The following is a 22,041-nucleotide window of genomic DNA, read 5'->3' as shown; positions in this document are numbered from 1 at the left end:
GCTTTGCAGTTACCCGGTCTGTGTTATTTAGGGTACCATCATGTTGCAGCGCCTCATATCCGATCGAAAAATACATGTCCTGGTCGCGACGCCGTCGGGCGTTTCGGGGCAGGGCGGCATCGACCGCATCATGGGGGCGCTGAAGCAGGAGTTCGAACGGCAAGAAATCGCCGACATCGATGTGTGCTTCCTTGCCAGCCGTGGCCCGGGGCATGTCGGACTTTCGATCTTCTATATGCTCGGCTTTTGCTTACGGATGCTTAAAGCGCGTGTGGCTGGACGTGCCGATGTCATTCACATCAACATCTCAGTTTCCGGCAGCACCTACCGCAAGATGGTGATCGCCGCCTGCGCACGGCTGCTGTCGATACCCTATGTCCTGCATTTGCACGGGGCGCAGTATCAGACATTCTGGAAAGCCGACCGCGGTGTCATAAGCCGCCGTATCAAAGCTCTGTTCGAGCACGCCGATCGGGTGATCGTTTTGGGCAGGCTTTGGCGCGATTTCGTCGCCAGCCGGGCGCCGGGCGCAGCCGGCAATATCGTGATCGTGCCCAATGCGACCGAAGTCCCCTCGCTGGCGCATGTCGGCGGCGGCGACCATGTGCATATCCTGTTCCTGGGCCGCATCGGCGACCGCAAGGGCGTACCGCAATTGCTGGAGGCACTGCACCGCATGAGCCCTGTCAAGAATTGGCGCGCCACGATTGCCGGCGATGGCGAGGTCGAGGCGGCACGGACAAAGTCAGCCGCGCTGGGGATTGCAGACCGGATCGCCTTTCCGGGTTGGGTGGGACCGGACGATGTCGCATCGCTGATTTCTTCGGCCGATATTCTGGTTCTTCCCTCCTTCGCCGAAAATCTGCCGATGTCGGTGATCGAAGGCATGGCAGCCGGTTTGGCGGTGGTGGCGACCCCGGTTGGCGCGGTCGAAGACATAATCACCGACGGGCAATCCGGGCTGCTGGTGCCGCCAGGCGATGTTACAGCGTTGACCGACGCGTTGAGCTGCCTCGTGGAGGACCCGGCACTGAGGGCAAGGCTTGGTGCCGGTGCCATGGCCGTGCATCGGGAACGGCTTGAGCTCGCCCCGTTTGTCGGCGCAATCTGCGATGTCTGGCGGTCGGCCGCGTCAAGCCGTCAACCGGTCAAGCGCTGAGGCCGACGATCGCGGCGGCGCTTCGAGCCTGAATTCGCGGTGGAATATCTCCAAATTCAACAGCGCCCATATCAGTTTTTCGTGGTCAGCGGCACGCGTGGTGTGTTCGGAGACGATTTGATCAAGCTGTTTCGGACTCAGATAGCTGCGAATGACGGAGTGAGGCGAGCAAAGATGGTCATGCACGTAGTTCCTCATCGATCCGCGAAACCATTCGGCGACCGGTACCTTGAACCCGACCTTGCGGCGGCTGAGAATTTCCTCCGGGAGGATATTGGCCATGCTGTCGCGCAGGATCTGCTTGCTGTGCAACCAACCCAGCCTGTAGCGATCGGGCAATTTGCTGACGAACGAAACCAGGTCGCGATCGAGGAACGGCATTCTTCCTTCGATTGAACCGGCCATCATCATGTGGTCGCCTCGTTCCAGGAGATTGTCAGGCAGCCACGACGTCTGATCGAAAAACAGCACGCGGCGAAGATGGGAGGCCGCAGCGCTTGACGAGAACGGAAACTCGTTGCGCTCATAACGGCGATTTGCGGACGCACCGATCAGGCAAGCGCGCTGCTGCGCGGAAACGGCTCCAAACCAGGAGACCATCCGGGCGGCAAAGTCCCTTTCGCCCGCGGTGCGGGCAAACGTATCGACCTTGGCCGACGCGCCCGGCATCGCGCGTACCACAGGGGAAAGGACGTTATCGTGCAGCGAGGCTGGGACAAGCGACTGGTAGATCCCGGCCAGTGATTCCGCGCGATGCTTGGGATAGCCGCCGAGAATCTCGTCGGCTCCTTCGCCGGTGAGCACCATCTTGACGTCTTGCGAGGCTCGCTCCGACATTAGGTAAATTGGAATATCGCTGCTTTGCGAAACAGGTGCCCCGCGTTGGCGAACCATCGCCGGCAGGTGATCCATCAGATCGCCTGGCTGGATTACAAGTTCGCAATGATCGGTTTTGAAATGATCGGCAACGCGTCGGGCGAATGCAAATTCGCTATAGGCTGCGTCGTCGAACCCGACAGAAAACGTGCGAATGGGCGTGGCGCTGTGCCTGGCCATCAGCGCGACGATAGCCGAGGAGTCGAGCCCTCCGGAGAGAAAGGCCCCAAAAGGTGCATCGCTGCGCATCCTGATCTCGACGGAATGGTCGAGCAGTTCCAGAAATCGCCGCTTGGCGGTTTTTCCGTCGACCCGCTCGGTCACGGCCGCCTGGTCCGGAGGCGTATAGTAGCGCGTTTCCTTGACTACCCCTTGCGACCAGACAGCATAGCTTCCGGGATTGAGCTTGCGGATCTGTTTAAAAAGCGTGCGTGGTCCCGGCACGTAACGCCAGTTCAGATACTCGTCCACGGCATCCAGATCGAGTTGCTGCGCATCTTGCTGCGCCGACAACAATGCGTTGATTTCCGAGGCAAACAGCAGCAATTTTTCGCTTTGCATGAGGTAAAGCGGCTTTTCCCCGAAGGGATCCCGGGCGAGAATCAATTCCTGCCTCTGAGCATCCCAGAGTGCAAAGGCGAACATGCCGCTCAGCCGGTCGAACATGGACAAGCGCCATTGATCGTAGGCTCGGAGCAGCACCTCGGTATCGGAGCGCGTTCGAAATTGATGGCCAAGGCCGATCAGTTCCTGGCGCAACTCGATGTAGTTATATATCTCTCCGTTGAAAATTATTTTGAGACGGCCGTCCTCAATCTGCATCGGCTGATTCGACTCGGGCGCCAAGTCAATGATCGCTAGGCGGCGATGGACCAATGCCAATTGTTGCTCGCCGGTATTCAGGTCCAATATCTCGGTGCCTTCGGCATCGGGACCGCGATGCCGCAATGCGTTTGACATTCTGGCGGCCCGCTCTTGTGGATTTTTAGCCCTTCGACCGATCCATCCGGCAATTCCACACATTGTTCCCCCTAGGCGCGCGCATTCCTCACTTCAGTACAACAAATGTGTTAAACACTTCGTGCCGACACAACCCAACCGGGAGAAAGCTGCCACGGGCCATCGTCGATGGAGCCTGGCGGTCAGGGGTTGCCACCGGTTGTTCGTTGGTGAGGGCGAGTGACGGCACCTATGGCAGGCCCAATGCCTGCAGCATCTCCGGGTCGGGTACCGGGGGGCCATCGGGCAGGATGAGGCTCATCCCATAGGGATTGGAGAACTCCCAGACAGACCATGGGATCGCAAAGCGTTCGGCCTCTCCGCGCACTGCCTTGAGATAGCGCGAACGGTCGGCCTCAAAGGCGCCCATGCGGCCGTCCGCGGACATGAGGATAGCGCCGAATTCGCCCATGAAGAGCCGCCGGCTGGGAATGCCATGGCCTTCAGCCCAGTCGACAGCCTGGCGAAAGCTCGCCTTCAGTTGGCCCTGGCCCCAGTTCTGCTCGAAATACTTCGCGATTGCTTGGCGCGCGGTGGCCATGTTCATCATCTGCTCCACCCGGCTCAAGCCGGCAGCTTCCATCCGCGCTTTAAGGGTTTCGGACACCACTTCGGGTGTACTGCTGTCGGCCGGCCAGGGAAGTCCCGAAGCAAAGCTGATCGTGTCATCGGGCCGCTGGTGGGTGAAGCTGTGCGGCTCATACATATGGAAGCTGTAATAGAGGTTGGGGTCATCAAAGCCGGGGGTGAGGTTGACCAATCCGGCAATGCTGCCGCCGCAGGCGCCGGTTGCAACGATGGTAAGTTCACTGCTGACCGATCGAATGTCGTGGACGGTCCCTGCCATGATCCGCTGCCAGTCATCGCTGCCGCTCGCATCGCAAGGGTAGTATGCGGGCTCGTTGTAAGGTTCGAGGGCGACTTTGTCGGTGCCTATCTTGACCAGCATGGCGGCGACCGCCACAACCATTTGACGATAGCGGGCAACGCCCTCGCTGTCGGCACCGCCATAGATCATCTCCATGCTGTAGTCGGGAACCTGAGTGACGCCATGCAGGTCGAAAACCACCTTGAGGCCGGTCGACGTGATCCGCTCGACGGCGGCGGCAAGTATGTCCAGCGCCTGTTGCCGCTTGACGCCCTCGCTGGCAAGCAGCGGGCCGGGATCGACGCTCAGCCGGACGAAGTCGAAGCCCATCGATCGGATGTGGGCAAACACCTCCCCCGACGGCCAGTCGGTGAGCGGCCTGCTTTCCGCAAGCCACTCCTTTTCGCTGCGATAGGGCGGCCAAACGTAGGTTCCGTCCTTCTCCACCGGCGACCAGTTGAGCCACTGATGCACGCCAATGCCGCGTTTGAGAGGGATGGGCGCTGCGTCGGCCGCCACAAGCAAGGCGAGCACCCAGGCAACAACACACGCCGCTTTTCGCATCGCTCTCTCCGTATGGTCGCCGGAGATATTAACCGCAACGAACGGGAAAGAAGATTGCCGGCCCGCAGCTTTTCGACGGCATGGTATACAAGGACCGAAACGTTGACGGGGCGTGCATGAGAATCGGCTGGTACATCAACCGATTGCGCAGCATGGAACCGGCCGAGGTGCTGCACCGGCTGGTGGAGCAACGTCGAAGGATCGCGTCGCGCCGCCGCGATGATGGGTGGGAGCGCTATCCATCGCCGCGGTTGCACCCAGTGCTGCCCGGATTTCGCCATGCTGCGCTGGCAGCGACCGACGCTCAACGGCAAGCCATAGCGGCGGCCGCGCAACAGATGCTTCATGGCCGGTTTTCTGCACTCGGGCGGACATGGCCAAAGCGTGAGCCTGAACTGTTGTTTCCTGCCGAGCTTTGGCGTCTTGATCCGGTGACCGGCAGGCTTTGGCCTGGCCCCGAGGCTCATACTTTCGACATCGATTTTCGCCATGGCGGCGACCTTGGCGATATAAAGTATGTATGGGAGATCAACCGGCTGCAGCAATTGCCGCCACTGGCTGCACACCTGCTCCTCTGCGAGGACGATCTATCCCGGAGTGCCATCGAGGCGGCAATCGGCAGTTGGCACTCCGCCAATCCACCGTTCCGAGGCATCGGCTGGGCGTCCGGCATCGAAGTAGCGCTGCGGGCCATCAGCCTGATCGTCACCCTGGACCTCGTCGGCGACCAGCTTGACCCGGCGACGCTGCGGAAAGCTGGTGAGATACTAGCGGCAAGCGCCTATTGGCTGCCGCGGTTTCCGTCGCGATATTCCTCCGCCAACAACCATCTGGTCGCAGAGTTGGCCGGCGAATATCTGGTCGGCCTGGCGCTCGGGGCCGGATCCGAAATCGCCCGCGGCGCCCTCCTGAATGAGACGCACAAGCAGATACTTGCCGATGGCGCAGGTGCCGAGCAAACACCGACCTATGCAGCCTTCAGCGCCGAACTCATCTTGCTGTGCGCCGCCGCGGCACGCCAGGCGGGAACGCCGTTTCCCTCGGCTGTCGAAGCGCGTCTGGGCGCCTTCGCCAATTTCGTCGGCTGGCTGCCACAGAAAGCCGCCCGCTTCGGCGACGACGATGAGGGCCACGTGCTGAAGCTGGGGGACGAGCCGAACTATATCCGATCCGTCGCGTCCGCCATCCAAGGCTTACTGGGGACGCCGGGCAACGCGCCGGAGCCCGACGACTTTCGTTCGCTTTTCTTTGGTACGCCGTCGGGTCCGGCGCCCGCGGTGCATGGCTTGCAGACATTCGCGCAAGGCGGGCTCTCAGTCTGGCGCGGAGCAATGAATGGCCGCAATGTCGAAGTGACGTTCGACCATGGACCGCTCGGATATCTCTCGATAGCGGCGCACGGCCATGCCGACGCGCTGTCGCTCACCCTGTGCATCGACGGTGAGCCGGTGCTGGTCGATCCAGGCACCTGGCTCTACGGTTCGGGAGGCGCATGGCGCGACTGGTTCCGCTCCACACCAGCGCACAACACGCTGAACATCGAGGGCAAGAGCCAAAGTACCATCGCTGGAAATTTCAACTGGTCGCACAAGGCAGTCGCAGCGCTGGTGGAGAGCGAGCCGGGACCGCACTGGAGGCTGAGCGCCCGGCATGATGGCTACAGAAGCCGCTTCGGCGTCGTGCATCAGCGCACTTTGGCGCGCCAGGCCGATGGCATCCTCATCACCGACCAACTGCTCGGCGGCGGGCGTCAGTCCGAGATCGTCTTCCAACTGGCCGCCGGCCTCCATGCCGACCGGCACGAAGATACGGTCACGGTATTGCGCGGCGACGAGGCGCTGTTGGCCATCCGCTTTCCTGACGCTGCGCTCGACGTCGGCGCCGGCGGTGACATGCCGGGGCAAGGCGGTTGGGTTTCACTGCGCTTTGGCACCAGGCAGCAGGCCGAACGCCTCGCCTGGCACGGTGAAGTGGGCGAAGCCGGAATCCATATCCATCTTGCCCCAATTCACCCGCCACAACGGCAAAAACCGGCGCCAACGTAGAGTTGCCGGGCGAGTTCCAGCCGTATTCGACATTAATTACGTTTGGACATTTAGCGGTTTCGTTACCGTTGATCTGCTAGTCTCGCACCATCCAGCCTGCTTTGCCCGCTGCGTCCGCAACAGCCACTGGTTGCAGGCGGCGTAGCGGGTTTGGCGGGAATTTTGTGCTTTGCTATTCGCCAGATCGCCTTCGTACGACCCCAGACTGCCTTCTTACGACCAGGAGCCGCTGCAACGATGTTTTCCGAATTTGCCAGAGCGATTGTGGAAAAGCTGTCGAACGTCAATCTGACCACGCTCGGCCTGCTTCTCCTCACCGCACTGGGCAGCGCGGTGGTCGCCTACTGGCGAACTGCCGAACATAAGTCTCTCAGGGATTTTTTCGACTTCGCCTTCCCCCAGGAAGTCATCCTGCACCCGTCGGCGCGAGCCGACGCCCTGTTCTGGATCACGAAACGGGCGATGATGCCTTTCCTGCTTATTCCTGCCGGCGTCACCTTCGTCGTCGCCATGGGCTATGGCACACGCGAGGCAATCGGCTGGCTCCTTAACATCCACGCGCCGCTTCTCGGCGGCCCGGCGGGACCAGTGACGATCGTCATCTTCACCGCAACCATGCTGGTCGCCTATGATATCTCATACTACCTCTACCACGTCGCCCAGCACCGTTTCCCGTTCCTGTGGGAATTGCACAAGGTACATCATTCGGCCGAAGTGATGGTGGGGATCACCAAGGACCGGGTTCATCCGCTGGACGATCTGATGAACCGCATGTGGGATGGCGTCATTCCGGGCATCTGCTTCGGCATCTGGAGCCTGATCGCACTCGATCCGGTAGAGGTCGCTATCTTCGGCATCAACGTCTACGTCATCCGTAACATCCTGATGATGGACTTTGTTCGTCATACGCATCTCAAGATCTCGTTCGGCCCGTTGAACAACATCATTCTGTGTCCGCACTGGCACCAGGTGCATCACAGCATCGACCCTCGTCATTATGACAAGAATTTCGGCCTGCTTTTTTCGTTCTGGGATCGTCTGTTCGGAACGCAATTTGTCCCGGAACCGGATGAAGACCTGAAATTTGGCCTGATCGATCGCGATGTGCGCGATTATCAGTCGCTCTTTGGGCTCTACATCCTGCCGCTCAAGAAGATGGCAAGGCATGTCATGCGACTGTTTCACAGGCGGCCCAATGTAGTCGCGCAGCCACAGGACAGTTCTCCTTCATGAACACTGTTGTTTCCATCGACGTCCTAGGCGCGGAGCGCCTGGAAATCGTCCGGTCGGCGGATCGCCTGGCTGCGGTCGAAGCCGCTTGGATGGACCTTTGGCATCGTACCGACGGGCTGATCTTTCAAAGCCATGCCTGGATTTCGGCATGGTGGAGTACCGTACAACGCCGTGACCAGCGTGCGTTGCGGATCGGCCTGGTCTGGAAGGGCGAGAAACTCGTTGCCGTCGTTCCGCTGGCGATCGGCAGGCGCAGGGGGCTGCGGTTTCTCGAATGGGCGGCCGGCAGCTATACCGACTATGGGGATATTCTCGTTGCTCCAGAATGCTCGTTATCGGCGTTGCAGGAGCTATGGACCCAACTCTGCGATGCAGGCGGCTTCGATCTTGCCTTGATCAGTCGTCTCTCGCCGGATGCGGCGGCCCGCAAAATTTTCACGCCGGGAGCTTTCGGCGGCATCAGGCTTCGTCACTTTCACCGAACGGAAGTCAGCTATCGCGTTGCCGGACAATGGGAAAGCGGAGCGGCATGGTTCGCGGACCAGTCGAAAAAGACGCGCCAGAACTATCGGCGCGGCATCAAAGCGCTGGAAGAAACCGGAGAGGTGAGATTTCGCCTGCTTGCCCCCGACGAGCCGCTGCAACCGGTACTGGAGCGCCTCGCGGCCTTGAAGCGGAAATGGCTGACCGAGCGCATGCGTGAGTCAGACCTGTTCGAAGAGGGCGTGCCGGTACTCGCCGCGCTCGTCGATGCGTTGGCTCGCGCCGGCGTGCTGCATATCTTCGTCCTCGAATGCAATGGCGTGATGGTCGCGGTGTCGATCAACTTCGTCCAGCACGACGTAATGATGGCCTTCGTGACGACATTCGATCCGGATTTCGCCCGGGCGTCGCCGGGTGTGATCCTGTTGATGGATTACGTGCAGTGGTCGATCGATCACGGCTTGAGCATGGTCGATTTCCTCTGTGGAGCAGAGTCGTTCAAACACAAATTCTCAACGCAGGCGGTTACGTTGGAATCCGTCATCGGGACGCGCACGGCACAGGGTGCGCTTGCATCTCTTGCCGATCGTGTCCTCCAGACCGTCAGGCAAATGCGCGAGCGGTCATCGGCACCACCAGAGGGACGTGATACCCCCCCTCCACCCGACGCAGCCCTGGACTAGAACGGTTCTTCACGGAAACGCCGAACAGCTCCATCCTTTTTGACGCAATTGCGGACAAAAACCGTTCACACTTTTTCTGGAATTGCTCGAGCGGCCCGCTGGCAAAAAAGCTCAAATGAAGCGCGGTATCGGTCCGTTTTGCGGCGTGGTGCGGTCGCCGAGGTCGAGGAAGATTTCGTCGATGTAGCACCATCCCCAGCCTTCCGGCGGATCGTAGCCTTCGATGACAGGATGGCCGGTTGCCCGAAAATGCTTGGTGGCATGACGGTTGGGCGAGTCGTCGCAGCAGCCAACGTGACCGCATGTGCGGCAGAGCCGCAGATGCACCCACTGCGAACCGCTCTTCAGGCATTCCTCGCAGCCGAGCGCGCTCGGCGTCACGTCGCGAACGTCCCCGGCGTGCCTGCATTCGTCTGCCATCATACGCTCCTGACCAATTGTGGCGCCACGGCTAGGCTGCCGTTTCGCGCGAGATATGCATGCAGCGCCGCAACCACCTGGGCGCCTTCGCCGACGGCAGCGGCGACGCGCTTGATCGAGCCGGAGCGCACGTCGCCGATGGCGAACACGCCGCCTCGGTTCGTCTCCAGTGCACCACGTTTCTGGCCAATGTCAGGCCCGGTGCGAACGAAACCCTTCGTGTCCAACGCCACGCCGCATTGCGCCAGCCAGTCGGTGTTCGGATCGGCGCCGATGAACAGGAAGAGGTGGCGGATCGGACGTGTTGTCTCGGTGTCGCGGTTGCGCCAGCGCACTTTGCCAAGATTGCCGTCGGGGCCTTCCAGCGCCGTGATCTGCGTCTCAGGCAGCACTTCGATGTTCGGCTGTGCCCTGACGCGCTCCACCAGATAGCGCGACATGCTCGCATCCAGGCTGCTGCCGCGCGCCAGCAGCCATACCTTCTTCACATGCGCCGCCAAATAGACAGCAGCCTGTCCAGCCGAATTGCCGGCGCCGACCAGGGCTACCTCTTGCCCGGCGCAAAGCCGCGCTTCGATCGGCGAAGCCCAGTAATGCACGGAGGTTCCCTCGAATTGCGCCAGGTTTGCCATGTCGAGGCGGCGATAGCGCGCTCCGCTGGCGATCACCACCGACCGTGCCCGCACGGTCTCCCCGCCGCCGACGGCGAGCGTGTAGTGGGCACCGGACGTGTCGCTTGCGCTGCCCAGCAGTTTCGCCTCGTCCGGTATCACCATCTCGACGCCGAATTTCTGCGCCTGGTTGTAAGCGCGCGCCATCAGCGCCATTCCCGAAATGCCGGTCGGAAAACCGAGGTAGTTCTCGATGCGCGAGGAGGCACCCGCCTGTCCGCCGAAGGCACGGCAATCGAGCACGATCGTCGACAACCCTTCGGAAGCCGCGTAGACGGCCGCCGCGAGGCCGGCCGGTCCGGCGCCGACAATGGCCACGTCGTACAGCTTGCCGGCGTCGATCGGCCTCACCAAGCCGATGCAGCGGGCAAGCTCGTTCTCTCCGGGATTGAGCAGCAGCTTGCCGTTTGGACAAAGCACGATCGGCAAATGGTGGATATCGACATGGAAGCGTTCGATCAGGGTCCTGGCGCAGGGATCGGCAGCCGAATCGAGAACGCGATGCGGCTGACCGCTGCGAGCCAGAAAACCTTGCAGCCTCAACACGTCGCCGCTGTCGACCGGTCCGACAATGATCGGGCCGGCTGTGCCGCTCTCGAGCAGGCCGACACGGCGCAGGATCAGCGCCCGCATGATGCGCTCGCCGAGGTTTGCTTCCTGGACCATCAGGTCCCTCAGCCTTTGCGAGGGGATGACGAGCGCCTCGACCGGCTCGACCGCCTCCACATCCACCAGTGAGGGGCGGGCTGAAAGCTGCGCCAACTCGCCGACGAAATTGCCCGCACCATGCGTGACGATCGTTTCGCGCCGGCCGAAGCTGCCGCCCTGAAGGATATCCACCTTGCCGGACAGGACAACGATCAGACCGGGCGCCAGCTCGCCGGCTGTGACGATCTGTTCGCCTGCGGCATAGGACACGGATTCGCCGAAACGGCTGATGCGGTCCAGGTCCGCCTCAGCCAGCACTGGAAACATCTGATCGCGACGGGCAATGGAGATCGGATTGGCGGGTTGAGACATGGTTCGAACCTATCGCCGGTTTCCGACAGTTTGAAGCGGTTTTTTGCGGCTTGCGGCCGGTAGGAACCTAGCCCCCTGTCGGTAAACGCTGTGCCCTTCGCTTTGCAGTTAACTGACGGCGGCCCGTGCGACGGCGTCGTCGCGACGTGCCTCACAATCCGTTGCATCTCCTTGATTTGTTTGATTTGCGCATCCCGGCAAACCCGGCGCATGCTGCTTCAACCGGCATCTGCCTAAGCCGGCCAGGCCCGGCGGGCCGTCCTGTGTCAAACTCTCGGCCGCCGGGCTTCTGGACAGCAGAAAACGGCCTGTGTCCGAGCGCTCCGCAAACTCGCCTGCGGCCTGTTGTTCGGCGAGTGCTCAGGCAGCTACCTGAAGCACAATCTTGCCGCGCGTGTGCTGCTTCTCGAGCTGTTCCTCGGCCCTGGCGACTTCCTCAAGAGGATAGACTGCCTGCACGAATGGCCTGACCTTCCCGGCGTCGATGAGGCGGCTGATCTCGGCAAGCTGCGCCGCGTTCGGCGTGGTCAAATAAGAAACGCCGCGAGCCCGACGCAGGCGGGCCTTCTCCGCCGACGGTTCGGAAAGCGTTGAGACGAGTGTCCCGCCGGGCTTGAGCGCGTCCCACGAGCGGTCCTGTGTTTCACCCGCTACCAGGTCGAAGACAAGGTCGACGTCCTCGACAACCTCCTCGAAGCGCTGGTTCTTGTAGTCGACCGCCTGGTCGGCGCCAAGCCCGCGAACGAAATCGAAATCCTGCGCGGACACGGTCGTCGCGACAAACGCGCCCGCGGCCTTTGCGAACTGCACCGCCAGATGACCGACGCCGCCGGCGCCGCCATGGATAAGGACCCGCTGCCCGGATTTGAGGCCGCCGTGATCGAAAAGGCCTTGCCACGCGGTAAGGCCCGCAAGTGGCACCGCGGCGGCTTCTGCGTGGCTTAAGCGTTGCGGCTTCGCCGCCGCCTCCGTTGCCTTGATGACGACATATTCGGCGTTGCCGCCGCGGTCGTTGCCGAGCATGGCATATAGCGGATCGCCCTTCTTCAGCGTATGGGCTCGCGTGCCGCACAGTTCCACCACGCCGGACACGTCGCGGCCGAGCGTGACGGGCAGATCCGCGCCCGAGGAGCCCTCGCGAACCTTGTAGTCGACGGGATTGACGCTTGCCGCGTAGACCTTGAGCGTGACCTCGTCGTCATGCGGCTGAGGCAACGGAACCGCGTCCAGCGAAAGAACCTCCGGTCCACCAAATTCGTGGATACGGACGGCCTTCATAGTAATCATCGCTCGCTCCTCGTCGGGTTGAGTCCAATTCGCCTCTGAACTGTTTCGCCGGCAGACCCGGCGTCTATCAAGCCGGCGGTTCGGTCGTGCAAAGGCCGGCCGGTGGCGCGCCGTCAGTGTATCGTTTGCGAATGCTCGCCGCCGGGTTGCGAGATGCCGCTCAGCGCTTCACCTGCTGTCGTGGTCTCGCTGTTGGTGGCGAGGTCACCCAGCGAAACGATGCCGACCAGGCGCTTGTCACGGTTTAGCACTGGCAAGCGGCGCACTTTCAGGTCAGCCATGTTGCGCAGAACATCCTCCGCGTCTTCGTCTTCGAAGCAATACCTGACCTCGGTGCTCATCACTTCCCGTACCTTGGCGTCAGGTGTCTTGCCTTGGGCGACGCCGCGGATTGCGATGTCGCGATCGGTTACCACGCCGACAAGCCGATCGTTCTCGCCCACCGGCATCGCGCCGGCGTCGAGGCGACCCATCATTTCTGCCGCATCGCGCAGGGTTTGCTGCGGACTGGCGATCTCGACGTCCTTTGTCATGCAGTTGCCAACTTTCATTTTAACCTCCGTTGGTTGCAGGGCCCGCCGCCGAACTTCGTGATGGAAGGGTGAATGAGCGCCAGCGCAAAACGTTCCATGGCAAGACCCGTTTCGAGCGCTCCGCCAAATCACCCTTGCTATCCTCCACTCCGACCGCCTTCAGGCGGTCGCGGGAAAGGTCGGCTCCGAAGGAATTTCGGAAGGCGTGCCAGGAGGAACTCCAAGTGGCTCCTGGTCCGGCGTCGGAATTGGATCCGGCGAGGGCGGGGGTACGCCTGGAGGTTCTCCCGGCGGAGTCTCCGGCGGGGCAGGCGGCCGGGCCGGCTCCGGATTGGGATTGTCCGGCAGTGGATTCGGGTTGTTCGGATCGGGGTTGTTCATCGATCACTCCCCTGACATCTGTGGCCTGATCTCCGCCAGAGCGGAGTGCGGCAGCGGCGAGCGGGCTCTCTTGTCCTAAACCGAGGGGAAGCAAAAGCGTTCCCTCACCTGATGCCAAGCGGGGCCAATCTATCGGGCGGTTCCCAGGCTGGCATACATTCCGTTGGTGCGGAACTGAGTCGGGTTGATGCCGTAGAGGCGGCGGAAGACCTTGGAAAAATAATTGGCATCCTCGAAGCCGCACATGATGGCGACCTCCTTGACCGGCAGGAAATCGGCCTTCGTCAGCAACTTCGCCGCGCGCTGCAGTCGCTGCTGCAGCACGAATTCGGCGGGCGGAAGTCCCTCGCTCTCGGCGAAGCAGCGCGAGAAATGCGCGCGGCTCAGGCCGCTGATCTCGGCGAGATCGGCAACGCGGAGCGGCCTGTCGAGATTGGCCCTGACGTGGTCGATGACCGGCTGCATGGCGCTCTTGTCGTCGGTGACGGCATGCGAGCCGAAGACATCGTCGTAGAGCGCCATGGCGGCTTCATAGGCGACGGCCGAGGCGGCTCCCGGCGAGACCGCGCCCGTGATCAGGCGTACGCTGCAATCCGCGAGATGATCGATCGTCGAGGGCTGCAGCCGCAGCACCGGACCGACGGCGGCAAGGATCGACTTGTGGATGCGCAGTGCCTCCTCGCCGTTCATCGATATCCAGAAGAACTCCCAGCGTTCGCCCTTGGCCAGCCAGTAACGGTGGTTGTGCGGCACGAGAACCAGCAAAGTATCGCCCTTTTGCAGACGGTAGTTCCGGTTCTCGTAGCGCAATCGGCCGGTGCCGCTGATCGTATGCTGGAGCACGGTAAACGGCGTCTGGCCGCGCTTGCGCCCATCCCAGTCGTAGACCTCGTTCTCGCGCACTTCATAGCCGGTGCTTGTCGGCATGGTGTGTAGGCGCTGGCGCCCGCGCGGCAGCGATACCGTCCTGCCCGCCGGCCCGATGTCGATCAAGTTCCGCAGCACAAAATTACCCCTAAAAGCATAATCCTTCTCTGGTCGCGTGCCGAATAAGGCGCATAATCCCTCGAGAAAAGCAAAAGAAACTGCGGTCAACGAGCGGATGGGAGGAAGTGCCGGATTCCAGCCTGCATAGTGTGGCAGGCGGGCCAGGCTTCTTTTCGCCGCCTTTGCCCTAGCGTTCTATCAGGTCGAGGTGAGGCTGATGAGTTTCAAGATCGCTATCATCGGTGCGGGAAGCGTCGGGTTCACCAAGAAGCTCTTCACCGACATTTTGTGCGTTCCTGAATTCAGGGATGTCGAATTCGCATTGACCGATCTCAGCGAACGCAACCTCCAGATGATCAAGTCGATCCTCGACAGGGTCGTCGAATTCAACAGGCTGCCAACCAAGGTTACGGCAACGACAGACCGCCGTGCTGCCCTCGAGGGTGCCCGCTACATCATCAGCTGCGTTCGCGTCGGCGGTCTCGAAGCCTATGCGGACGACATCCGCATTCCCTTGAAGTATGGCATCGACCAGTGCGTCGGCGACACGATCTGCGCCGGCGGCATCCTCTATGGCCAGCGCAACATTCCGGTAATCCTCGATTTCTGCAAGGATATCCTCGAAGTCGCCGAGCCTGGGGCGAAATTCCTGAACTACGCCAATCCGATGGCCATGAACACCTGGGCGGCGATCGAATATGGCAAGGTCGATACCGTCGGCCTTTGCCACGGCGTCCAGCATGGCGCCGACCAGATCGCCGAGGTGCTCGGCGCCAAGTCGCGCACCGAGCTCGACTACATCTGCTCCGGCATCAATCATCAGACCTGGTTCATCGACCTGCGTCTCAACGGCCGCAAGATCGGTAAGGACGAGCTGGTTGCCGCCTTCGAGGCGCATCCGGTCTATTCGCAGCAGGAAAAGCTGCGCATCGATGTCCTGAAGCGCTTCGGCGTCTATTCGACCGAAAGCAACGGCCATCTTTCCGAATACCTGCCCTGGTATCGCAAGCGGCCGGACGAAATCACCCGCTGGATCGACATGTCCGACTGGATCCACGGCGAGACCGGCGGCTACCTTCGTTATTCGACCGAAACACGCAACTGGTTCGAAACGGAGTTCCCGCAATTTCTGGAATCCGCCGCCAGGCCGATAGACCCCGCCAAGCGCTCCAACGAGCATGCCAGCCACATTCTCGAGGCGCTGGAGACGAACCGCGTTTATCGCGGCCACTTCAACGTCAAGAACAACGGCATCGTCACCAACCTGCCGCAGGACGCCATCATCGAGTCGCCCGGCTTCGTCGATCGCTTCGGCATCAACATGGCTGCAGGCATCACGCTGCCGGAGGCCTGCGCCGCCACTTGCACTTCCTCGATCAACGTCCAGCGCATGTCGGTTCATGCGGCGATCTCCGGCGATATCGACCTACTGAAGCTCGCCGTCCTGCACGATCCGCTGGTCGGCGCGGTTTCGACGCCGGAAGAGGTTTGGCAAATGGTGGACGAAATGGTCGTCGCTCAGGCCCGCTGGCTGCCTCAATATGCCGATGCGGTGCCGGCCGCGAAGGAGCGGCTTTCGAAATCCAGGATCAAGACCCGTGAATGGGCCGGAGCGGCACGGCGCGACGTCCGTTCGATCGAGGAACTACGTGCGGAAAAAACGGCTCTCAAGCAGGCCGTCTGAATTTCGCCAGGACGGATCGCGGAAAGGTTTCGGGAGGAATTTTCGGCACCGCACCCGTATGTACATTCGTTCGAGGAGAAATGGAGCGGCGTCAACGCGCTCCTGAACAACAGGGAGGAGAGACGATGAGGAATTTCCGAAACATTGGCATTCTCGCCGGGCTGGCGCTTAGCGTCTCGGCCTCGGCGCTGAACGCGTATGCATCCGAGCCGACCGTGCCGCCGGTGCCCGCGCAATTTCCGGCCGAGGGAAAGATCAAGTATGTCGCGCGCGACTCCATCCTGGAGTTCAAGGCACTTCCGGAATACCACGAACCCGATTGGGTCACCGACAAATACGTCAAGGCAGGCAAGCTGCCGCCGGTCAAGGACCGGTTACCGAAGGAGCCGCTGGTCTTCAAGACCGGCAATATGCCGGACGGCGTCGGTGTCTACGGTGATACGATGCGTCATGTCATCGGCGGCCGGCCGGAGGGCTGGAACTATGGCGCCGGCCAGACGCAGGGCTGGGGCGGCATCGACATCGGCCTTTCCGAATGCCTGACGCGCACCGCGCCGCTGTTCCAGGTCGAGGCCAAGGACACGGAGCCGCTGCCGAACCTCGCCAGGAGCTGGGACTGGTCCAAGGACGGCCACACGCTGACGATGCATCTGGTCGAGGGCGCGAAATGGTCGGACGGCGTTCCGTTCAACGCCGACGACGTGATGTTCTACTGGGACGACGAGGTGATCGACCCTAATGTGTCGCCGCTGAACGGTGCTACGCAGGAGACCTTCGGCGTCGGCACGACGCTGAAGAAAATCGACGACTACACCGTCGAGTGGACGTTCAAGGACGCCTTTCCGAAACAATACCTTTACGCCATGGCTTACGGCACCTTCTGTCCGGGCCCGTCGCATATCCTCAAGCCGCAGCATCCGAAATATTCGAAGAACACCTACGAGCAGTTCAAGAACGCCTTCCCGCCGGAATATATGAACATGCCGGTGATGGGTGCCTGGGTGCCGGTGGCATACCGCCCCGACGACATCATCGTCATGCGTCGCAATCCGTACTATTGGAAGGTCGACGAGAAGGGCAACCAGCTGCCGTATCTCAATGAACTGCACTACAAATTGTCGACCTGGGCCGACCGCGACGTTCAGGCGGTATCGGGGGCGGGAGACTTCTCCAATCTGGAGCAGCCGGAGAACTTCGTCGCCTCGCTGAAGCGCGCAGCGCAAAAGGACGCGCCGGCACGGCTTGCCTTCGGTCCGCGGTTGATCGGCTATAATCTGCGCATGAATTTCTCAGCCAATGGCTGGGGTAACCCCGACGAGCGCGGGCAGGCGATACGCGAGCTGAACCGCAACGAGGATTTCCGCAAGGGCGTCACCATGGCGCTCGACCGCAAGGCGCTCGGCGACTCGCTGGTCAAGGGTCCGTTCACTGCCATCTATCCCGGCGGCTTCTCCTCGGGCACGAGCTTCTACGACCGGAAGTCGACGGTCTACTACCCCTTCGATCTCGAAGGCGCCAAGGCGGAACTCGCCAAGGCAGGCCTAAAGGACACGGACGGCGACGGCTTCGTCAATTTTCCTGCCGGCACCGCCGGCGGCAAGAATGTCGAGATCGTGATGCTCGTCAACAACGATTACACCACCGACAAGAGCCTCGCGGAGGGCGTCGTCGGTCAGATGGAGAAGTTAGGTATTCGCGTTGTCCTGAACGGGTTGAACGGTACCCAGCGCGATCAGGCCAATTACTCCGGTCGCTTCGACTGGCTGATAAGGCGCAACGAAACGGAACTCACCTCGGTCGTGCAGAACACCGAGCAACTGGCGCCGGTCGGCCCGCGCACCAGCTGGAACCACCGCGCTCCGGAAAACGGCCAGGTAGATCTGATGCCCTTCGAGAAGGACCTTGTCGATATCGTCAACAAGTTCGTCTCGGCGCAGGACAATGACCAGCGCGCCAGCCTGATGAAGCAGTTCCAGAAGATCTCGACGGAACACGTCTATACCGTCGGGCTCACCGAATATCCCGGCGCGCTGATCATCAACAAACGTTTCTCCAATATCCCGCAGGGAACGCCAATCTTCATGTTCAACTGGGCCGAGGACTCGATCGTCCGCGAGCGGGTCTGGGTGGCCGCCGACAAGCAGCAGAAATATGAGCTGTTTCCCGAACAGCTTCCCGGAAAGCCCGGGGACAAGGGTCCGACGAACTGAGTTTCCTCCCCTGACTTGAAAATTCCCGGCCGCGCTGCTGGCGCGGCCGGGACAAAGCCAGCGGTGAGGGATAACTGAGAATCTGAGCGAGGAGCAAAACGGTCGATGCTGCGATTTCTGCTTATGCGCATAGCATCCGCAATACCGGTTCTCGCCATTTTGAGCGTGGTTACCTTCGCGATCATCCAGGCACCGCCGGGTAACTATGCCGACTATATCCGCTTGCAGCTCATCAACCAGGGCGGAGCCTCCTTTGCCGAGGCCGATGCTCAGGCGAAGGCTTACAGCGTGGAGCACGGCCTCGATAAGCCGATTCCGCTCCAATACCTGAACTGGATCGGCGGCATCATCACCCGCGGCGATTTCGGCCACAGCCTGTATTACAACAAGCCCGTCGCCGACGTGGTAGGCGAGCGGCTGCCGCGCACGCTGCTGCTTGCGCTTGTCTGCCACCTGTTGGCATCGGTGCTGGGCATCGGCTTCGGTATCTGGGCGGCGACCAGGCAGTACAGCTGGATCGACAGTACGCTGTCAGCGATTTCCTTCCTCGGAATGACGGTACCGCGCTTCCTGATGGCGCTGATCATCGTCTATCTGCTGGTCTTCCAGTTTAACGTCTCCGAGATCGGCAGCTTCTTTTCGCCGCAATTTGGCGGGGCGCCGTGGTCCTGGGCGAAGTTCGTCGATCTCGTCCGGCATGTCTGGCCGGTTGTCGCCATCGCGACCTTCGGCGGGCTCGCCTACAACATGCGGGTGATGCGTGGCAATCTGCTCGACACGCTGAACGCGCAATATGTCGAGACCGCTCGCGCCAAGGGCCTCAGCGGCGGTGCGGTCGTCATGCGCCATGCGGTGCCCAATGCGCTGCATCCGCTGGTTATGTATCAGGGCGTGGTGCTGCCCTATATGCTGACCGGCGAGATCGAGACGGCGATCATCTTTGCCCTGCCGACCGTTGGCCCGGCGATCGTTGGCTCGATGGCGGTTGGCGACGTCTATGTCACGGCGACCTTCATGATGGTGCTGTCGGCGACGCTGATCGTTGGCAACATCATCGCCGACATGCTGCTCGTTATGCTCGACCCGCGTGTGCGCCAATATGCAGGGTCCTGAGATGCTTGCCTTCGAGCCCTCGCTGCCGCCGCTTGCCGAGGAATCGGCCAAGATCAAGCCGCGCGGCAATGAGAGCTACATCGCGCTCGTCTGGCGCCGCCTGAAACGGTCCTGGACCGGCATGGCCGGGCTCATCCTGGTCGCGTTTCTGGTGCTGCTGGCGGTGTTTGCCGACTTCTTCGCACCGATGGATCCCAAGGTGACCGATGTCGGCTTTGCCCCGCCGCAGATGATGAGCTTCCATGACAAGGATGGCAACTTCGTCTTCCAGCCACGCGTCTATGCCTTGGCGGATTCGGAAGACCTCGACCCGGTTACCTTCCAACCCGTCGTCGGGCCGGACTACGACCATCCGCGGCTGCTCGGCTTCTTCGTCAAGGGCGCGGAGTACAAACTGCTCGGCCTGCTTCCCGCGAACCGGCACTTCTTCGGCTCGACCGACGGCCAGCCGGTGCATTTCCTTGGCACCGACAAATTCGGCCGCGATGTGCTGGCTCGTGCGATCTATGGTTCGCGCATCTCGTTGATGATCGCATTGACCGTGGTCTTCATCGTCACCGTGATCGGCACGACGGTCGGCATGGTGTCGGGCTATTTCGGCGGCACATTCGATGTCTGGGTCCAGCGCTTCGTCGAACTGGTGCTCGCGTTTCCGCAATTGCCGCTCTATCTGGCGCTGACGTCGCTTGTTCCGGTGACGGCGCCGACGAATGTCTTCCTGGCCTTCGTGATCGTCGTCATGTCGGCGCTCGGCTGGGCGCAGATGTCGCGCGAGGTGCGCGGCAAGACCCTGGCACTGGCGCGGATCGACTACGTTCGTGCGGCGATGGCGGTCGGCGCCACAGATGGCCGCATCATCATGCAGCACATTTTTCCAAACGTGATGAGCCACGTCATCGTTGCCGTCACGTTGGCAATCCCCAGCGTCGTCCTGCTCGAATCCTTCCTCGGTTTTCTCGGCTTCGCGGTGAAACCGCCGCTGATCTCCTGGGGCCTGATGCTGCAGGACACCGCGACCTATTCGGTCATCGGCACCTATCCCTGGATCCTCTCGCCGGTCGGCTTCGTGCTTATCACCGTCTTCGCGTTCAACGCGCTTGGCGATGGATTGCGCGATGCGGTCGATCCGTATTGAGCGTGACATGATGCAACACGCGCTCGTCAAATCCTTCGCACCGCCTGTCCGGCTCGACCATGACGGCCGTTCGGAAAAACCGGTCATCGATGCCCGCAACATCGCCGTCGATTTCAAGGTCGAGCACGGCATGATCGAAGCTGTCAAGGACATCTCCTTCCAGCTCTATCGCGGCGAGACGATCGCCATTGTCGGCGAGTCGGGATCGGGCAAGTCGGTGACGGCGCGCACCGTCATGGGACTGTTGTCGAAACGCGCGGTCGTGTCGCCGAAATCGACCGTCGAATACAACGGGGCGAACATCCTGAAATTTTCCGAGCGTGCCCGGCGCAAACTGCGCGGCGACCGCATCTCGATGATCTTTCAGGAGCCGATGAGTTCGCTCAACCCGATCTACACGATCGGCAGCCAGATCGTCGAAGCGATACGGGTGCATCGCAAGATGAGCCGCAGGCAGGCCGAAGCAAGAGCGCTCGAGCTGCTGCAGCAGGTACAGATTCCTGAGCCCCAGGCGCGGCTGAAACAATACCCGCACCAGCTTTCCGGCGGCCAACGCCAGCGTGTGATGATCGCCATGGCGCTGGCCAACGATCCCGATGTGCTGATCGCCGATGAGCCCACGACGGCGCTCGACGTCACGGTTCAGGCGCAGATCCTCAATCTCATCCGAAACCTGCAGAAGAAACTGCGCATGGCGGTGATCCTGATCACGCATGACCTGACCGTGGTGCGGCAGTTCTCCGACTATGTCTACGTCATGCAGCATGGGGAGATGCGCGAGCACAATGTGACGGAGAGGCTGTTCGCCAATCCGCAGCATCCCTACACCTGTCATCTGCTTGCCTCCGAGCCGTGCGGCCAGGCAAATCCGTTGCCCCAAGGCGCCGACGTCATTCTTGAAGCCAAGGATGTGCGCGTCTCCTTCATGCTGCGGCATGGCACGTTCATGAGGCCGGACCTGCGCGAACTCGTCGCCGTCGACAGTCTCAGCCTGACCCTTCGGCGGCACGAGACACTGGGTCTCGTCGGCGAATCCGGATCGGGCAAGACCACCTTCGGCGAGGCGTTGCTCAGGCTCAACACCACGGACAGTGGCGAGATCTATTTCGATGGCCAGCCGATCCAAGGCTGTTCACGTTCGCAGATGCGGCCGTTGCGGTCGCGCATGCAGGTCGTCTTCCAGGATCCGTTCTCGTCGCTCAACCCGCGCATGACGATCGGCCAGATCATCGAGGAAGGGCTGGTCGTCAACCGAATCGGCGCCACCAGGAACGATCGGATCGAGCGGGTGCGCGAGGCGCTGATCAGCGCCGGCATGCCCGGCGATATCCTGTCGCGCTTCCCACACGAGTTTTCCGGCGGCCAGCGCCAGCGTATTGCGATTGCCCGCGCCGTCGCGCTCGAACCGGAATTCATCGTACTCGACGAGCCGACATCGGCGCTGGATCTCTCCGTCCAGGCGCAGATCATCGAATTGCTGCGCAAGCTGCAGCGCGAACGGGGCCTGAGCTACATCTTCATCTCGCACGACCTCAAGGTCGTTCGGGCGCTGTGCCACCGCGTCATCGTCATGCAGCACGGCAAGATCGTCGAAGAGGGGCCGGTCGACGAAGTCCTGTCCCATCCCAAAACCGCTTACACCGAACGGCTGGTCAAAGCCGCTTTCGAGGTAGCCTGATTGCTTATGCCG

At 61.5% G+C, this 22,041-nt stretch carries 16 protein-coding genes; 9 read left to right on the top strand and 7 right to left on the bottom strand.

The window, feature by feature from the left end; all coding sequences use genetic code 11:
* Positions 1-40: 40 nt before the first annotated feature.
* The gene (locus NMG46_RS21090; RefSeq protein ID WP_254819504.1) at positions 41-1,159 is read left to right on the top strand and encodes a glycosyltransferase family 4 protein; all 1,119 of its coding nucleotides are present in this window, start codon (positions 41-43) and stop codon (positions 1,157-1,159) included.
* Here the strand turns inward: NMG46_RS21090 and asnB are convergent.
* Entirely contained in the window at positions 1,133-3,058 is a 1,926-nt protein-coding gene (gene asnB, locus NMG46_RS21085) for an asparagine synthase (glutamine-hydrolyzing) (RefSeq protein WP_302896820.1), read from the bottom strand. The genes NMG46_RS21090 and asnB overlap by 27 nt on opposite strands.
* Before the next feature lie 166 nt (positions 3,059-3,224).
* Positions 3,225-4,466 (bottom strand): glycoside hydrolase family 5 protein, encoded by a 1,242-nt coding sequence (locus NMG46_RS21080; protein ID WP_254819502.1) that lies wholly within the window; start codon positions 4,464-4,466, stop codon positions 3,225-3,227.
* A gap of 116 nt (positions 4,467-4,582) precedes the next feature.
* Here NMG46_RS21080 and NMG46_RS21075 point away from each other — a divergent pair, with 116 nt between their 5' ends.
* From NMG46_RS21075 to NMG46_RS21065, 3 genes are all read left to right on the top strand, one after another.
* Complete coding sequence (locus tag NMG46_RS21075; RefSeq protein ID WP_254819501.1) at positions 4,583-6,511, top strand: heparinase II/III-family protein; 1,929 nt, start codon at positions 4,583-4,585, stop codon at positions 6,509-6,511.
* A 237-nt stretch (positions 6,512-6,748) separates the two neighbouring features.
* Positions 6,749-7,744, top strand: coding sequence for a sterol desaturase family protein (locus tag NMG46_RS21070; RefSeq protein WP_254819500.1), 996 nt, complete (start codon positions 6,749-6,751; stop codon positions 7,742-7,744).
* Positions 7,741-8,910, top strand: coding sequence for a GNAT family N-acetyltransferase (locus NMG46_RS21065; RefSeq protein ID WP_254819499.1), 1,170 nt, complete (start codon positions 7,741-7,743; stop codon positions 8,908-8,910). The genes NMG46_RS21070 and NMG46_RS21065 overlap by 4 nt, the downstream gene beginning before the upstream one ends.
* Positions 8,911-9,021: 111 nt before the next feature.
* On the opposite strand, the gene NMG46_RS21060 is transcribed toward NMG46_RS21065, so the two are convergent.
* The 5 genes from NMG46_RS21060 to NMG46_RS21040 all read right to left on the bottom strand — a co-directional run bounded on the left by NMG46_RS21060 (position 9,022) and on the right by NMG46_RS21040 (position 14,149).
* A complete protein-coding gene (locus tag NMG46_RS21060; RefSeq protein WP_254819498.1) occupies positions 9,022-9,333 on the bottom strand; it encodes a UBP-type zinc finger domain-containing protein in 312 nt (103 codons plus the stop codon).
* The gene (locus NMG46_RS21055; RefSeq protein ID WP_254819497.1) at positions 9,330-11,021 is read right to left on the bottom strand and encodes an FAD-dependent oxidoreductase; all 1,692 of its coding nucleotides are present in this window, start codon (positions 11,019-11,021) and stop codon (positions 9,330-9,332) included. The genes NMG46_RS21060 and NMG46_RS21055 overlap by 4 nt, the downstream gene beginning before the upstream one ends.
* A gap of 360 nt (positions 11,022-11,381) precedes the next feature.
* Positions 11,382-12,308, bottom strand: coding sequence for an NADP-dependent oxidoreductase (locus tag NMG46_RS21050; RefSeq protein ID WP_254819496.1), 927 nt, complete (start codon positions 12,306-12,308; stop codon positions 11,382-11,384).
* A gap of 113 nt (positions 12,309-12,421) precedes the next feature.
* Complete coding sequence (locus NMG46_RS21045) at positions 12,422-12,859, bottom strand: CBS domain-containing protein (RefSeq protein ID WP_254819495.1); 438 nt, start codon at positions 12,857-12,859, stop codon at positions 12,422-12,424.
* Positions 12,860-13,351: 492 nt separating this feature from the next.
* Complete coding sequence (locus NMG46_RS21040) at positions 13,352-14,149, bottom strand: AraC family transcriptional regulator (RefSeq protein ID WP_352704853.1); 798 nt, start codon at positions 14,147-14,149, stop codon at positions 13,352-13,354.
* 277 nt (positions 14,150-14,426) lie between these two features.
* Here NMG46_RS21040 and NMG46_RS21035 point away from each other — a divergent pair, with 277 nt between their 5' ends.
* The 5 genes from NMG46_RS21035 (at position 14,427) to NMG46_RS21015 (ending at position 22,029) form a co-directional block, all read left to right on the top strand.
* Positions 14,427-15,893, top strand: coding sequence for an alpha-glucosidase/alpha-galactosidase (locus NMG46_RS21035; RefSeq protein WP_254819493.1), 1,467 nt, complete (start codon positions 14,427-14,429; stop codon positions 15,891-15,893).
* A gap of 125 nt (positions 15,894-16,018) precedes the next feature.
* On the top strand, positions 16,019-18,103 hold the full coding sequence (locus NMG46_RS21030; RefSeq protein WP_254819492.1) for an ABC transporter substrate-binding protein: 2,085 nt from the start codon (positions 16,019-16,021) through the stop codon (positions 18,101-18,103).
* Between the two features lie 105 nt (positions 18,104-18,208).
* Positions 18,209-19,216: an ABC transporter permease gene (locus NMG46_RS21025; protein ID WP_254819491.1), complete on the top strand. Its 1,008-nt coding sequence runs from the start codon at positions 18,209-18,211 to the stop codon at positions 19,214-19,216.
* A gap of 1 nt (position 19,217) precedes the next feature.
* Positions 19,218-20,351, top strand: a complete 1,134-nt coding sequence (locus NMG46_RS21020) for an ABC transporter permease (protein ID WP_254819490.1) — start codon at positions 19,218-19,220, stop codon at positions 20,349-20,351.
* 10 nt (positions 20,352-20,361) lie between these two features.
* Positions 20,362-22,029, top strand: coding sequence for an ABC transporter ATP-binding protein (locus NMG46_RS21015; RefSeq protein WP_254819538.1), 1,668 nt, complete (start codon positions 20,362-20,364; stop codon positions 22,027-22,029).
* Positions 22,030-22,041: the final 12 nt, after the last annotated feature.

The sequence above is a fragment of the Mesorhizobium sp. LMG 17147 genome (assembly GCF_024297145.1).
GTDB lineage: Bacteria > Pseudomonadota > Alphaproteobacteria > Rhizobiales > Rhizobiaceae > Mesorhizobium.
The sequence above is the reverse complement of the archived record's forward strand: the minus strand, read 5'-3'. Positions and strand labels throughout refer to the sequence as shown.

Coding starts and splice junctions, on each gene's coding strand:
- NMG46_RS21025 (WP_254819491.1), top strand. CDS start 18,209: ATGCTGCGATTTCTGCTTATGCGCATAGCATCCGCAATACCGGTTCTC.
- NMG46_RS21070 (WP_254819500.1), top strand. CDS start 6,749: ATGTTTTCCGAATTTGCCAGAGCGATTGTGGAAAAGCTGTCGAACGTC.
- NMG46_RS21065 (WP_254819499.1), top strand. CDS start 7,741: ATGAACACTGTTGTTTCCATCGACGTCCTAGGCGCGGAGCGCCTGGAA.
- NMG46_RS21035 (WP_254819493.1), top strand. CDS start 14,427: ATGAGTTTCAAGATCGCTATCATCGGTGCGGGAAGCGTCGGGTTCACC.
- NMG46_RS21030 (WP_254819492.1), top strand. CDS start 16,019: ATGAGGAATTTCCGAAACATTGGCATTCTCGCCGGGCTGGCGCTTAGC.
- NMG46_RS21050 (WP_254819496.1), bottom strand. CDS start 12,308: ATGATTACTATGAAGGCCGTCCGTATCCACGAATTTGGTGGACCGGAG.
- NMG46_RS21080 (WP_254819502.1), bottom strand. CDS start 4,466: ATGCGAAAAGCGGCGTGTGTTGTTGCCTGGGTGCTCGCCTTGCTTGTG.
- NMG46_RS21045 (WP_254819495.1), bottom strand. CDS start 12,859: ATGAAAGTTGGCAACTGCATGACAAAGGACGTCGAGATCGCCAGTCCG.
- NMG46_RS21090 (WP_254819504.1), top strand. CDS start 41: ATGTTGCAGCGCCTCATATCCGATCGAAAAATACATGTCCTGGTCGCG.
- NMG46_RS21055 (WP_254819497.1), bottom strand. CDS start 11,021: ATGTCTCAACCCGCCAATCCGATCTCCATTGCCCGTCGCGATCAGATG.
- NMG46_RS21060 (WP_254819498.1), bottom strand. CDS start 9,333: ATGATGGCAGACGAATGCAGGCACGCCGGGGACGTTCGCGACGTGACG.
- NMG46_RS21020 (WP_254819490.1), top strand. CDS start 19,218: ATGCTTGCCTTCGAGCCCTCGCTGCCGCCGCTTGCCGAGGAATCGGCC.
- NMG46_RS21075 (WP_254819501.1), top strand. CDS start 4,583: ATGAGAATCGGCTGGTACATCAACCGATTGCGCAGCATGGAACCGGCC.
- asnB (WP_302896820.1), bottom strand. CDS start 3,058: ATGTGTGGAATTGCCGGATGGATCGGTCGAAGGGCTAAAAATCCACAA.
- NMG46_RS21015 (WP_254819538.1), top strand. CDS start 20,362: ATGCAACACGCGCTCGTCAAATCCTTCGCACCGCCTGTCCGGCTCGAC.
- NMG46_RS21040 (WP_352704853.1), bottom strand. CDS start 14,149: ATGCCGACAAGCACCGGCTATGAAGTGCGCGAGAACGAGGTCTACGAC.